The organism is Smaragdicoccus niigatensis DSM 44881 = NBRC 103563 (genome assembly GCF_000380645.1).
In the GTDB taxonomy this organism is placed as follows: Bacteria; Actinomycetota; Actinomycetes; order Mycobacteriales; family Mycobacteriaceae; genus Smaragdicoccus; species Smaragdicoccus niigatensis.
In genome coordinates, this window is the sequence record NZ_AQXZ01000018.1 from 237,027 (window position 1) to 249,734 (window position 12,708).

The window sequence follows — 12,708 nt, forward strand, 5'->3', positions numbered from 1 at the left end:
GATGCGCATCGAGGTCCACGGCGTCGTGCAGGGCGTCGGGTTCCGTCCGTTCGTCTACACGACCGCGGCCGAACTCGCTCTTTCCGGATTCGTCGGCAACGACAGCTCGGGTGTCTTCATCGAGGTCGAAGGCGAACCAGGCGCCGTGGCGGAGTTCGCGGACCGCGTCGAGCACCGCCCGCCACCCCTCGCGGTCGTCGAGTCGATGACGGCAGTCGAGATTCCCCTCGTCGGTGGAACCGGGTTCCACATCGGCAGCACGAACAAAACCGGCGGGCGCACGCTCGCGTCCCCGGACGTCGCCTTGTGTGCCGATTGCGCCCGTGAACTGCGCGATCCCACGAATCGCCGCTACCGCCACCCATTCGTCAACTGCACGAACTGCGGACCGCGGTTCACGATCATCCGGGAGCTTCCGTACGACCGCTCAGCTACGACGATGAGCGTGTTCCCGATGTGTTCCGACTGCGCCAGCGAATACCGCGACCCCGGCGACCGCCGATTCCACGCGCAGCCGGTCGCCTGTCCGCAATGCGGCCCCGAACTCGAGTTCGTCGCATCGGGCGAAGTTCACCGCTGGGAAGACGCCCTTCGCCGTGCTCGGGAGATGCTGACCGGTGGACGAATCGTCGCGGTGAAGGGAATCGGCGGCTACCACCTGGCCTGCGATGCCTACGACGACACTGCGGTGCAACTTCTGCGACAACGAAAGCGGCGCGGTGCCAAGCCGTTTGCCGTCATGGTGCCCGATCTCGCGACCGCGGAGTCCTTGGTTCACCTCGACGAACGCGAGCGGTTCCTGCTCGAGTGCCCGCAGCGGCCGATCCTGCTGGCGGCCAAGCGCGGCGAGATTCTCGCGCCGTCCGTCGCGCCGCACAACCGCAACCTCGGGCTCATGATCGCCTACACGCCGCTGCATCAACTGCTGTTCGGATTGCCCGGTGACGCACCGGGACCACAGGTTCTCGTGATGACCTCGGGCAACCTCGGCGGGGAGCCGATCTGCTACCGCAACGACGACGCCCTCGACCGGCTGCAGCACCTTGCCGACGGATTCCTGCAGCACAACCGCGCGATCCTCGTGCCATGCGACGACTCGGTCATCCGGGTGGTCGACGGCGAGGACGTCCCGATCCGCCGGTCGCGCGGCTACGCACCGATGCCCGTTGCGCTGCCAACGCCGGTCCAACCGACACTCGCGGTCGGCGCCGATCTGAAGAACACGTGTGCGGTCGCCGACGGGCGGTATGCCTGGCTGAGCCAGCACATCGGCGACATGGACGACCTCGCCACGCTGCAGGCCTTCACTGACGCCGAACAGCACCTCGAAGAACTCACGACCGTATCGCCGACGCTGGTTGTGGCCGACGCGCACCCGCTGTACCGCTCGACAGGCTGGGCTAAACGCCATCAGGGCGATCGCCCGCTTGTTCTCGTCCAGCACCATCACGCGCACATTGCCGCGGTCATGGGGGAGCACGGGCTCGACGGCTCTGGTCAAGTGATCGGCTTCGCCTTCGACGGCACGGGCTACGGCCCCGACGGTGCGGTGTGGGGCGGCGAGGTCATGCTCGCCGACTACAAAGGCTTCCAACGGCTTTGGCACCTCCGCTACGTCCCGCTCGCCGGCGGCGACATCAGTGTGGAACGTCCGTACCGAATGGCGTTGTCGCACTTGTGGGCCGCGGGCATCGAATGGACGCCGGACATCCCGTCGGTCGCGGCGTGCTCGCCGACCGAACAACGAGTCCTGCGGCATCAGCTCGAGACCGGTTTCGGCTGCGCCCCGACCTCGAGCATGGGACGACTGTTCGACGCGGTCGCATCCCTCGCCGGTGTCCGCCACGTCGTCGATTACGAAGCCGAAGCCGCGATCGAGTTCGAAGGGCTCACCGCCAATGCCGACGCCGAGCCATATGCGTTCGAGCTCGCGAGAGATGAAATCGACGCTGCGCCCGTCATCCGCGCGGTCGTCGTTGATGTGCGAAACGGCGTGCCGGCCGCGCTGATCGGCGCGCGCTTCCACGCTGCGGTCTCGGCGCTCATCGTGGACCTTGCCGAGCGAATCCGGACCGACACCGGAACCAATGTCGCCGCCCTGTCCGGCGGCGTCTTCCAGAACGCTGTGCTGCTGTCCGCGGCACGCCGGGCGTTGACCGATCACGGATTCGACGTGATCAGCCACCGCAAATTGCCACCAAATGATGGCGGGATCGCATTGGGGCAGATCCTGGCCGCCAACGCAATGTGAGGGGAGTGGATATGTGCCTGGCCGTACCCGGACGCATCCTCAATCTCGAGGAGCGCGACGGGACTCTGATGTCCGAGGTCGACTTCGGAGGTGTGCACAAGGACGTCTGTCTGCAATACATCCCCGACGCCGCCGTAGGGGATTACGTCGTCGTCCATGTCGGTTTTGCGATCCAGCGCCTCGATGAAGAGTCCGCCCTTCGCACGCTGAAAGAGTTCGAGCACCTCGGTGTGCTCAAGGAAGAGTTCAGCGACGGATTCTCATTCGCCGCCAAACAAGCGGGTCTACCCGATCCAACCGTCCCGAAGGTGACGTCATGAAGTACCTCGACGAATTCAGCGATCCCGACCTCGCGCGCATTCTCATCGACAAGATCCACGACACCACCGACCGCCGCTGGTCGATGATGGAAGTCTGTGGTGGACAAACGCATTCGATCATTCGTCACGGGATTGACCAGCTGTTGCCAGAGACGATCGAGATGATTCACGGCCCCGGTTGCCCGGTCTGCGTGACCCCGCTCGAACTCATCGACAAGGCGCTCGCCATCGCGGCGCAGCCCGGCGTCATCTTCTGCTCGTTCGGCGACATGCTTCGCGTCCCGGGCAGCCGCAAGGACCTGTTCCACATCAAGAGCGAAGGCGGCGACATTCGCGTCGTTTACTCACCTCTGGATGCGCTCAATCTCGCTCGCCAGAATCCGGACAAGCAGGTTGTCTTCTTCGGCATCGGCTTCGAGACGACGGCTCCGGCGAACGCCATGACGGTCTACCAAGCCGAGCGACTCGGCGTCGAGAATTTCTCGCTGCTGGTCTCGCACGTTCTGGTCCCGCCGGCGATCGCCGCGATCATGGACTCGCCGCAGTGCCGAGTCCAGGCATTCCTGCTCGCGGGTCACGTGTGCAGCGTCATGGGCACCGAGGAGTACCCGCCGCTGGTCGAGAAGTACAAGGTGCCGATGGTGGTCACCGGGTTCGAACCGCTCGACATCCTCGAGGGCATCCGCCGCACGGTGGACCAGCTCGAAAACGGACGCGCCGAACTCGACAACGCCTACCCGCGAGCGGTTCGGGCAGAGGGGAACCTCCCCGCCAAGAAGATGCTCAACGACGTCTTCGAGGTCACCGACCGCAAGTGGCGAGGCATCGGCATGATCCCGAAGAGCGGCTGGAAACTGTCCGAGAAGTACCGCAAGTTCGACGCCGAACACCGGTTCTCCGTTCAGGATCTGCACGCCAACGAGTCCCCGATCTGCCGGTCCGGAGAGGTGCTGCAAGGCCTCATCAAACCGCACGAGTGCGCAGCGTTCGGCAAGGAATGCACGCCGCGTAATCCGTTGGGCGCCACGATGGTGTCGTCCGAAGGCGCGTGCGCGGCCTACTACCTGTACCGGCGACTGACCGTCCTACCCGAGGTGGCTCATGTCTGAGGAAACACTGCCCGTGACGATCGACATCGACGGCTGGGTGTGCCCGCTGCCGCTTCGCGATTCCCCCAACATCGTCATGGGCCACGGCGGCGGGGGTGCGATGTCCGGTGAGCTCATCGAGCACCTGTTCCTGCCCGCATTCGGGGCAGCCGCGGACGCTCAGATGGGCGACTCGGCCATCGTCGAAGTGAATGGCGCTCGGCTCGCGTTCTCGACCGACTCGTTCGTCGTGAAACCGCTCGAATTCCCGGGCGGCAACATCGGCGATCTCGCGGTCAACGGGACGGTCAACGACCTCGCGATGTCCGGCGCGACACCGTTGGTTCTCTCGACGGCGTTCATCCTGGAGGAAGGCACGCCGCTCACCGAGATCCAGCGCGTCGCGCACGCGCTCGGTACGGCGGCGCTGGCGGCCGGCGTCAAGCTCGTCACGGGCGACACGAAGGTCGTCGATGCTGGACATGGCGATGGAATCTTCGTCAACACGACGGGGATCGGCGTCGTGCCGGCGAACGTCGACGTGCGTCCACAGCGCGCGACTCCCGGCGACGTCGTGATCGTCAGCGGCGACCTCGGCGTTCACGGGATCGCGATCATGAGCTGCCGCGAAGGGCTCGAATTCGGAACCACGATCACCAGCGACACCGCGCCACTGAACGGCCTGGTCGCCGCGATGATCGCCACCGGTGCCGACATTCACACGATGCGGGACCCCACCCGCGGTGGACTGTCGGCCACGCTCAACGAGATCGCGCGCACCGCCGGAGTCGGCATCTCACTCGACGAACGCAAACTGCCGGTTCCGCCGGAAGTGCGCGACGCGTGTGGGCTCCTCGGACTCGATCCGATGTATGTGGCGAATGAGGGCAAGCTCGTGGCGTTCGTTCGGCCAGAAGACGCCGATAAGGTGCTCGAAGCAATGCGCGCACACCCACGTGGATCGCGTGCCGTCGCGATCGGTGAGTGCGTCAGCGACCACCCCGGGATCGTGGTGGCCAAGACCGCACTCGGCGGAACGCGGGTGGTCGACCTACCCGCTGGAGAGCAGCTTCCACGAATCTGTTGAGAAACCTTCCATGACTGCGACCGTCGATTCCGATGCCGGGCCCGTGCTGTTCGCGCGCTACGCGTTTCCACCGCACGAGCTCGGCTACTGCGGCCCGACCGACGTCGACACCGAATTGGAGTTGGGGCAGCGCGCCCGGGAATTCGACGGTGCCTGGCCCTATCTCGCGGCGTTGGCCAAAGCCGGCGGGTTCGAGAACCCCATGGACGCCCGGATCGTGGAGGCTTACTGGATCGGTGGCGAGTTACTCGACCGCGTCGATCCGAAAGCCCTCTTGGATCACCTTCGACCCGTGTTCGCGCACCAGAATCCCGGCGCGCTGGGGGACGTCGAATCGGCGGTGGCGCACCACAGCTTCCACGTTCTCGCGGTCTATCCCTGGGTTCGGCTACTGGCGGTGGATCCGGTGACGCCGCTCGCGATCCTGCAGAAGTGCCGGATCCGCTGGGGCAAGGTGATGGCCGTGGACGAGGACCATGCCACGGTCGAAACCCGGCCACTGGAATTCGATGGGAACACACTGTCCCTCGGCGAACCGTCGCCCGAACGGATCCGCTGGCGAAGTCCCAATCGTTCGCTCATCGGCCCGCCCCGGGTTGGCCTCAGCGTCAGCGCGCATTGGGGCTGGATCTGTGACAGGTTGGACTCTGCCGAGGTTTCCGCTCTGTCGGCGGCGACGGAGCGTTCGCTCGCGTTGGTCAACGCCGTTCTGATACAGAGAAGGTCGTGAGAATGCACGCGGTGTCCAATCACGCCCGGCTGATTCTTGATTCGGCGTACCGAGAGTCGCGGCCGGAGCGCACGCGTCGAGCCGTGACGCTCGGCGTCGTTGGATTGCTGCACGTCATCGCGCTTGCATTGCTCGCTCTCGGAGCACTCGACGGGTCGGCCGGCGCGATCGCGATCGGCGCCGCCGTCACCGCCTACCTCGCTGGCCTACGGCACGCCGCAGACTGCGACCACATCGCCGGAATCGACAATGCGACAAGAAAATTCGTTGGCGAGGGGAGACGCCCGACGAGCGTCGGCCTGGCGTTCAGCCTGGGGCATTCGACCGTCGTGTTCCTGCTGGCGCTCGCGATCGTCGCGGGTTCGCAACTCGCCCGCGGCGTGGTCGCGGATGGTGCGCCGACGACGTTCGCCACGGTTGGCGGGATCGTCGCCGGCAGCTTCCTGATCTTGATCGGCACGTTCAACTCGGTGAGCCTCTTCGGCGGCTCGCGACAACAGGACATGCTCCCGCGGACCTTCTCCGGGCGCTTGATGATGAAACCCCTCGCCCGGGTTCGCCAGCCGTGGCACATCTTCGTGCTGGGCTTCCTGTTCGGGCTGGGCTTCGACACGGCGACCCTCATCGGTTTCCTCGTCCTGACCGCGGCGACGGCGACGTCGGGAATCGGCATCGCCGGCGTGCTCGCGCTCCCGGTGGCGTTCGCCGCCGGCATGACGCTGGCCGACACCGCCAACGGCCTGGTGATGCTGCGCCTCTACGCGAATGCGATGTCCTCGACCAAGCGGCCGCGGTTCCTCGTCTTCATCACGGCCATGTCCGTCGTGTCGGCACTGGTCGTCGGGGTGATCGTCCTCGTCGGCACACTGCATTCGGCGCTGGGGCTGTCGGACCCGGTCACGGCGGCGATCGCGTCGGTCAACCTCGAATACGCCGGGTTCGTGCTGTTCGGACTGTTCGCGGCGATCTGGGCAACCGTGCTCATCCGACGTCAATTTCGCCCGCTGAGCGAGCGCAGTTGACCACTTCTTTCGACGTCGTCATTGTCGGCGCGGGACTGTCGGGCATCAATGCCGCCTATCGGCTGCAGGAACGGTGTCCGGACAAGACGTACGCGATCCTCGAGGCCCGCGATTCGATGGGCGGCACCTGGGACCTGTTCCGCTATCCGGGCGTCCGCTCCGATTCCGACATCTTCACGTTCGGTTTCGGCTTCAAGCCGTGGACGGGCGACAAAACCTTGGCCGATGGTGCCGAAATCCTCGACTATCTCCGCGAAGCAGCCAGCGAAAACGGCATCGACCAGCACATTCGGTACGGCACGAAGGTGTTGAGCGCCGATTGGTCGAGCCCGCACCAGAAGTGGCATCTGACGATTGAGGCCGACGGTAGGACCTCATCCATCGACGCTCGGTTCCTGTATCTGTGCTGCGGCTACTACCGCTACGACGCCGGGTACACCCCAGATTTCGCCGACCTCGGATCGTTTGAGGGAACGTTTGTTCATCCGCAGTTCTGGCCGGAAGACCTCGAATACGCCGACAAGAATGTCGTCATCATCGGGAGCGGTGCGACGGCGGTGACAATGCTGCCCGCGATGGCACGTACGGCCCGACACGTCACGATGCTCCAGCGATCGGCAACGTGGATCACCCCGGTCCCGTTCCGGGACAAGACCGCCGAGCGTCTGCAGTCGATACTGCCCGCCAAACTCGCACATTCGATCCTGCGCCTGCGGTACGCGACGCTGCGGACAGTGTTCTATTCCTACTGTCGACGGAACCCCGAAGGCGCCCGCAAACTACTTCTCGAACTTGTGACGAAGATGCTCGACGGCCACGAGGATCTCGTCGCCGAGCACTTCACGCCGACGTACAACCCGTGGGAACAGCGGCTGTGTGCCGCGCCGGGTGCCGACTTCTTCAAGGCCATCCGGAGTGGAGACGCGAGCGTCGTGAGCGATCGGATCGACCACTTCGAACCCGACGGCATCCGCCTCGTCAGCGGCGGGAAACTCGAGGCGGACGTCGTCATCAGCGCCACCGGCCTCCAGTTGCTACCCGCGGGCGGAATCGAGGTTTCGGTCGATGGACGAAAGATCGAACTGAATCAGACGTTCCTCTGGCGTGGCGCGATGGTCAGCGGCGTACCGAACCTGGCGATCTGCATCGGCTACACGAACTCGTCGTGGACGCTTCGCTCAGACATCGCCGCCAAACTCGTGTGCCGACTGCTTCGCTACATGGACCGCAAGAATCTGGCCTCTGTCACTGCCTCGGCGCCCAATGGAATGCCGCGGAGCCCCTTGTTCAATTTGAAGTCGGGATACTTCCAACGCGCGGGCGACCAGTTTCCGGCCCAGGGTCCCCGCGGCTCGTGGCGCCTGTACCAGAACTACTTCCTCGACCGAATGGCAACGCGCCGTGGTGGATTCGATCGCGAACTGCAGGGGCAGAACGTCCGCTAGAACGTGCGACTCATGTGCACAGTCGTGCCGGATTCGGATCTCTCGATGTCGACCGTCGTCATCACTGCGATCATGAGTGGAATTCCGCGGCCGCGCATGGCGTTCCGCGGGGATTCGCGCCATCCGCCATTGTCGGAAACGGTCACCAAGAACTCGTGTGAACGAACGAACGCGACGACGCTGAACTCGACCGGCGTCCCCGGCGTACGCGGAATCGCGTGCTCCACGGCATTCGCGACGGCCTCGTCAACGGCCAGAACGACATCGATCTGGACCAACGACGGGACATGCTCCACCGACAGCCACGCGCGCAGAGCCAACCGAACGTCCTGCAGGACTGCAGGCGTTCCGGGCATCGTCAGTGCAAATCCTTGGGCGAGATCATCAGGCATCGTCATCCCTGATTACCCGCGCAGGTCCGCATTAACTCATCTGCGGAGCATCGAACGGGACGCATCGTGCAATCAGCAATGCGACGTCGTCGCGCGGTGCGTGTGGCCCGACGAGCCGGGACATGACACGGGCACAGGCCGCCTCTGGTTCCCCGTTCGTCATTGCCATACAAAGCCGCCGCAATCCGAGATCCATACTCTCGCCACGCCTTTCGACAAGGCCGTCGGTATAGAGAGCGATTGCGTCGTGATCGGCGAGGAGGAACTCGGTGTTCGCACGCGGCACCCCGGGGAACAGCCCGATCGGCAGATCCGGATCGATGGCGAGAAATGTCGATCCATCATCATTCGTTCGAATCGGTGGGGGATGACCAGCGAGCGACAGGGTGAGTTTTCGCCGCGACGCATCCAGTACCCCGTAGGCAATCGTGGCCATGACACCTGGTTCGAAGTGGTGCATCTTGGCGTCGACGCGTTCCAGGACGCGGGCCGGGTCGGCCGACCACTCCAGCGCGTAAGCACGGAGCGCACTCCGGATCCGCCCCATGACGACCGACGCCTCGAGTCCGTGTCCGGCGACGTCTCCCATGACCAGGCCGACGCGATCTTCCGGCAAGGGAAACAGGTCGTACCAGTCGCCACCGAGTCCGGCATCGGCGCCGGGCACGTAGCGGGTGGCAACCTCCAGTCCACGCACCTCCGGGAGCGCGGCGGGGAGCAGGCTTCGCTGCAGCGCGAGAGTGGCGGTGTGTTCCTCACCGAGCGTGGCGAAATAGACCGAGTGAGCGAGGCGTTCACCCACCCGCTCCAGAATGCGGATATCCGACGGTGTGAACACCCGCCCGGTGATCGAACCGACGTGCAGGACGCCCAGCAATCGTCCGTAGCTGACCATCGGGACGCCGAGCAGCGAGCGCAGACCGTGTTCCCACAGCAAAGGGTTGATCACGGTGTCTCGATCGACGTGGTCCAAGGTCAACGGACGAAGAGCGGCCGCGATGCGCCCGGCGAATCCGGAACCGAACGGAATCCGGACGCCCTGGTAAACCTCTTCCTCGATGCCCGACGACGCGACGGCAACGAGACGATTGCTCCGGGCGTCGTATCGAAGCACGGTCGCGGTGTCGACATCGAGAACAGTGCGCAGTCGCGCGAGAGCATTTTCGAGTAGGTGCCGCGGTTCGACGTATTCCGGAATGTATTTCCCGAATTCTTCGTCGAAACGCGACAGTTCGTTCCCATCGCGTGCGGGTTCAAGGTGAGACAAGGCGCTCCATCTGTGGCGGTATGAAGCGAATTCCCGCCCAAGCGGCATCAAAAACGTCAGCCGCTTCTCGTGACCCAACGTATCAGGCAAACTAACACCATGACGGAGAACCAACCCACCGACGTTGGCCTCTGGACGGAGCAGTCGGTGGTTCGAGATGCCTTGGTGCTCAAAGTATCCGGGTATATCGACCTGTCGACTGCGGAAGTGCTCGAGAACGCCCTCGCGAACGTTCTCAACGATCTTCAGACGCTTCTCGTCGTTGATCTGTCGGAGGTCGAGTTTCTCGGTTCGGCCGGATTGACGATCCTGGCTCGAACCCATCAACGCCTCGCCGCGCCGCAACGAATGGCGATTGTCGCCAACAACATCGCCGCCCGGCCCCTCGAAATCACCGGCCTGGACAAGGTGCTCAGCGTCTACGAAGACTTCGATGACGTTCCGCTGAGCATCTGAGAGCGCCCGTTGCGCGGGTAGTTCGGCAGCCTTCGGTCACTGCCGCATGGTCTCGGCAAGAGGGCCGGTTAGAGAACGCAACGAAACCCGATATGGGTTGTCGCGCTATCGACAGATTGCGGTGAGCGCGCTGCCGGTCGGTATCGGTGACAGTATTCGGGCGCACACAGGTGGGAACCACCCTTCAATACCTGATTGATCGTCGGGTCAGCGAGATCTGACGGTGGACAGCAGGTCGCTGCGAGCTGGATCGGCTTGTACCGCGGCGAATATCTTGTGCTGGTCCATTCCCAGACGTTTCCGATCATGTCGAGCAAGCCAAACCCGTTCGCCGGGAACGTGCCGACCGGCGAGGTACCAACCCAGCCCAGTGCGCCGTCATTGGCATACGGAAACCTGCCCTGCCACGTGTTCGCCATGAGGTGCCCGTTCGGCCGCACTTCGTCGCCCCACGCGTACGTCGTCGACGTACTCGCACGTGCGGCATACTCCCATTCGGCCTCGGTGGGTAGCCGGCGCTTCGCCCATTGCGCATAGGCCACCGCATCCGCGTAGGAAACCTGGACGACCGGGTGCGTCGGCCGCTCTGACACCGACGAGTCCGGCCCGAACGGGTGCTTCCAGGACGCACCGGGCACCCAGGTCCACCACTGCTGCCAGTCACGTAGATCCACCGGCCCCGATGTCGCCCGGAACACGAGCGCGCCGGGCACGAGATCCTCGGGCGCAACCCCCGGATACAGCAGTGGGTCCATCGGCCGTTCAGCGACGGTGACATAGCCCGTGTCGGAGACGAAATCTGCGAATTGCGCGTTTGTGACTGGATGGCGTTCGATCGAAAACGGCCCAACCTGTTCGTCGCGAATCGGCGCTTCTTCCGGGTAGAAGTCGGTTGACCCCATCCGAAATGTGCCGCCCGGCAAACGGAGCAACTCTGTGAGCACATTGCCAGGCTATGCGATTTCCGAGCACGATAAGGGCCGCACGGGCGAGACCGCCCACCGCGGCGTCCGAGTCCTTCGCAGCTTTCCTGCCCGGTTGGGACAAGGACATGGTGGAGAATCCGAACCATGCTGGCCGTTGAACTGCTGACGGTCAGCGGCCACCGGGACGACGTGAAAGGTTCCTCACATCCCTTGACTGATATCAGGCTCGTAACTGATTCTTTTATCAGTTATTCCGCTTAGAAAGCTGTTGCATGAACGCCGCGTCACCCGCGCCCGCCCTGATTTCGGTGCTCGACACCTATCTGCGCACGTACCACCGCCATGAGGTTCAGGCCGACGAGATGCTCCCGGACACCCCGTGCCTCGTCGTCGCAAACCATGGCTTCGGGGGCGCACTCGACCTCAACGCGATGGTTCTTGCGGTCGTTCTGGACAAACTGGTGGAATCCCGGCCGATCACCTTCCTGGTGCATCAGGTGGCGTGGACCTTCAAGCTCGGATGGCTGATCGAGCCCCTCGGTTGCCGTCCGGGGAGTCAGGAGTCGGTCGACGCCGGGTTCGCTGCAGGGCATCACGTCGCCGTTTTCCCCGGTGGTGACATCGAGGCCGCCAAACCCTACTCCGAGCGGAACGTCGTCAAGTTCGACGGTCGGACTGGTTTCGCCCGCGTGGCAATCGAACATGACGTGCCGATTGTCCCGGTGGTGACCGCCGGTGCGGGGGAGTCGGTGTTCGTTCTCAACGACGGGCAGCGACTGGCGAAGTTGCTGCGCCTTCCGCAATTGATGCGCGCCAAGTCCCTGGCGGTCAGCCTGTCGATTCCGTGGGGGCTCAACGTGGGCCTGGTCGGGATGGCGCTGCCATACATTCCGCTCCCGACGAAGCTGGTCACCGCCGTGCTGCCGCCGATGCGTGCCTACGAGGGCGAGTCCGCGGAAGCGTTCGCCGGACGCGTGCACGGCGTCATGCAAGCGAAGATGGATGAGCTGACCGCCGGACGTACGCCCGTTATCGGGTAGCCGGTCGGGGTGGGTTCTTACCGGCTTCCAGTTCTTCCGGCGTGAGCACAACCGCGACCTCTTTGCCGAGTGAGTAGCCGGGCGCCATTGGCAGTCGATCGCCACTCCAGAACCGGCCCGGGTCGTACCAATCGCGCCGGCGTTCCTTCTTGAGCAACCCCATCGACTCGTAGGTCACACCCACGACCTCAGCGCAGTATGTCGTCTCGAGCTCGGCCCTCGTGACCGGCGCCGCAACCCGGTTGACCTTGCCGCCGAGCCATCGACTCGCGACCTTGGCTGTGGACGGAAACGGCGTGCCGTCGAGGCGCGCGATCGTGCGCAGGACAGCATCCTCCTGCTCCTTCGTGACACCCGGCTCGAGCTGGCGGAACCACGGAGTCTGGCCGTAGCGACCACACCACACCTGCACCGAACCGCGCAGGTCATGGAGCTGCACACCACGTTGGTAGCGCCCAGTCCACATGTCCTGAAGCGCCTTTCCGAGCTCGGCGTGCCACATCAATGGCGGCATGTCGTCCAGGACCACGGCCATTCCGACGTGATTGACCGGGCTGTTGCTCAGGGTCTGGATCGCACGATCGGGACCCGAGTGACCACGGAAGATCCAGATGTCTCCAGTACGTGCGTTGTCGACAGCGGTGCTCAGGTTTACCGAAGATTCGCGCGGACGGGTCGGCATAG

13 protein-coding genes are annotated in these 12,708 nt (G+C 64.3%); 9 read left to right on the top strand and 4 right to left on the bottom strand.

Features of this window, described 5'->3' with window-relative positions:
- Window position 1 precedes the first annotated feature (1 nt).
- From hypF to F600_RS28770, 7 genes are read left to right on the top strand one after another with little or no spacing between them, the layout of a single operon-like run.
- Window positions 2-2,251, top strand: coding sequence for a carbamoyltransferase HypF (gene hypF / locus F600_RS0117270; protein ID WP_018161890.1), 2,250 nt, complete (start codon window positions 2-4; stop codon window positions 2,249-2,251).
- An 11-nt stretch (window positions 2,252-2,262) separates the two neighbouring features.
- Entirely contained in the window at window positions 2,263-2,571 is a 309-nt protein-coding gene (locus F600_RS0117275) for a HypC/HybG/HupF family hydrogenase formation chaperone (protein WP_026306636.1), read from the top strand.
- The gene (gene hypD, locus F600_RS0117280) at window positions 2,568-3,680 is read left to right on the top strand and encodes a hydrogenase formation protein HypD (RefSeq protein ID WP_018161892.1); all 1,113 of its coding nucleotides are present in this window, start codon (window positions 2,568-2,570) and stop codon (window positions 3,678-3,680) included. Before F600_RS0117275 ends, hypD begins: the two co-directional genes overlap by 4 nt.
- Entirely contained in the window at window positions 3,673-4,746 is a 1,074-nt protein-coding gene (gene hypE, locus F600_RS0117285) for a hydrogenase expression/formation protein HypE (RefSeq protein WP_018161893.1), read from the top strand. Before hypD ends, hypE begins: the two co-directional genes overlap by 8 nt.
- Window positions 4,747-4,756: 10 nt before the next feature.
- The gene (locus F600_RS0117290; protein WP_018161894.1) at window positions 4,757-5,476 is read left to right on the top strand and encodes a DUF6390 family protein; all 720 of its coding nucleotides are present in this window, start codon (window positions 4,757-4,759) and stop codon (window positions 5,474-5,476) included.
- An 11-nt stretch (window positions 5,477-5,487) separates the two neighbouring features.
- Window positions 5,488-6,498, top strand: a complete 1,011-nt coding sequence (locus F600_RS0117295) for a HoxN/HupN/NixA family nickel/cobalt transporter (protein WP_162141442.1) — start codon at window positions 5,488-5,490, stop codon at window positions 6,496-6,498.
- Complete coding sequence (locus tag F600_RS28770) at window positions 6,495-7,943, top strand: flavin-containing monooxygenase (protein ID WP_018161896.1); 1,449 nt, start codon at window positions 6,495-6,497, stop codon at window positions 7,941-7,943. Before F600_RS0117295 ends, F600_RS28770 begins: the two co-directional genes overlap by 4 nt.
- On the opposite strand, the gene F600_RS0117305 is transcribed toward F600_RS28770, so the two are convergent.
- Window positions 7,940-8,335, bottom strand: a complete 396-nt coding sequence (locus F600_RS0117305; protein ID WP_162141443.1) for an ATP-binding protein — start codon at window positions 8,333-8,335, stop codon at window positions 7,940-7,942. The two genes, F600_RS28770 and F600_RS0117305, sit on opposite strands and share 4 nt — an antisense overlap.
- A 31-nt stretch (window positions 8,336-8,366) precedes the next feature.
- Window positions 8,367-9,602, bottom strand: coding sequence for a PP2C family protein-serine/threonine phosphatase (locus tag F600_RS0117310; RefSeq protein WP_018161898.1), 1,236 nt, complete (start codon window positions 9,600-9,602; stop codon window positions 8,367-8,369).
- Window positions 9,603-9,701: 99 nt separating this feature from the next.
- Here F600_RS0117310 and F600_RS0117315 point away from each other — a divergent pair, with 99 nt between their 5' ends.
- Window positions 9,702-10,058 carry an STAS domain-containing protein gene (locus F600_RS0117315; RefSeq protein ID WP_018161899.1) on the top strand — a complete coding sequence of 119 codons (357 nt, stop codon included), beginning with the start codon at window positions 9,702-9,704 and terminating at the stop codon, window positions 10,056-10,058.
- Between the two features lie 68 nt (window positions 10,059-10,126).
- On the opposite strand, the gene F600_RS0117320 is transcribed toward F600_RS0117315, so the two are convergent.
- On the bottom strand, window positions 10,127-11,002 hold the full coding sequence (locus tag F600_RS0117320) for a formylglycine-generating enzyme family protein (protein WP_026306638.1): 876 nt from the start codon (window positions 11,000-11,002) through the stop codon (window positions 10,127-10,129).
- A 254-nt stretch (window positions 11,003-11,256) separates the two neighbouring features.
- On the opposite strand from F600_RS0117320, the gene F600_RS0117325 reads away from it, so the two are divergent.
- Entirely contained in the window at window positions 11,257-12,024 is a 768-nt protein-coding gene (locus tag F600_RS0117325; protein WP_018161901.1) for a 1-acyl-sn-glycerol-3-phosphate acyltransferase, read from the top strand.
- Here F600_RS0117325 and F600_RS0117330 read toward each other — a convergent pair.
- Window positions 12,014-12,706, bottom strand: coding sequence for a hypothetical protein (locus tag F600_RS0117330; RefSeq protein WP_018161902.1), 693 nt, complete (start codon window positions 12,704-12,706; stop codon window positions 12,014-12,016). The two genes, F600_RS0117325 and F600_RS0117330, sit on opposite strands and share 11 nt — an antisense overlap.
- Window positions 12,707-12,708: the final 2 nt, after the last annotated feature.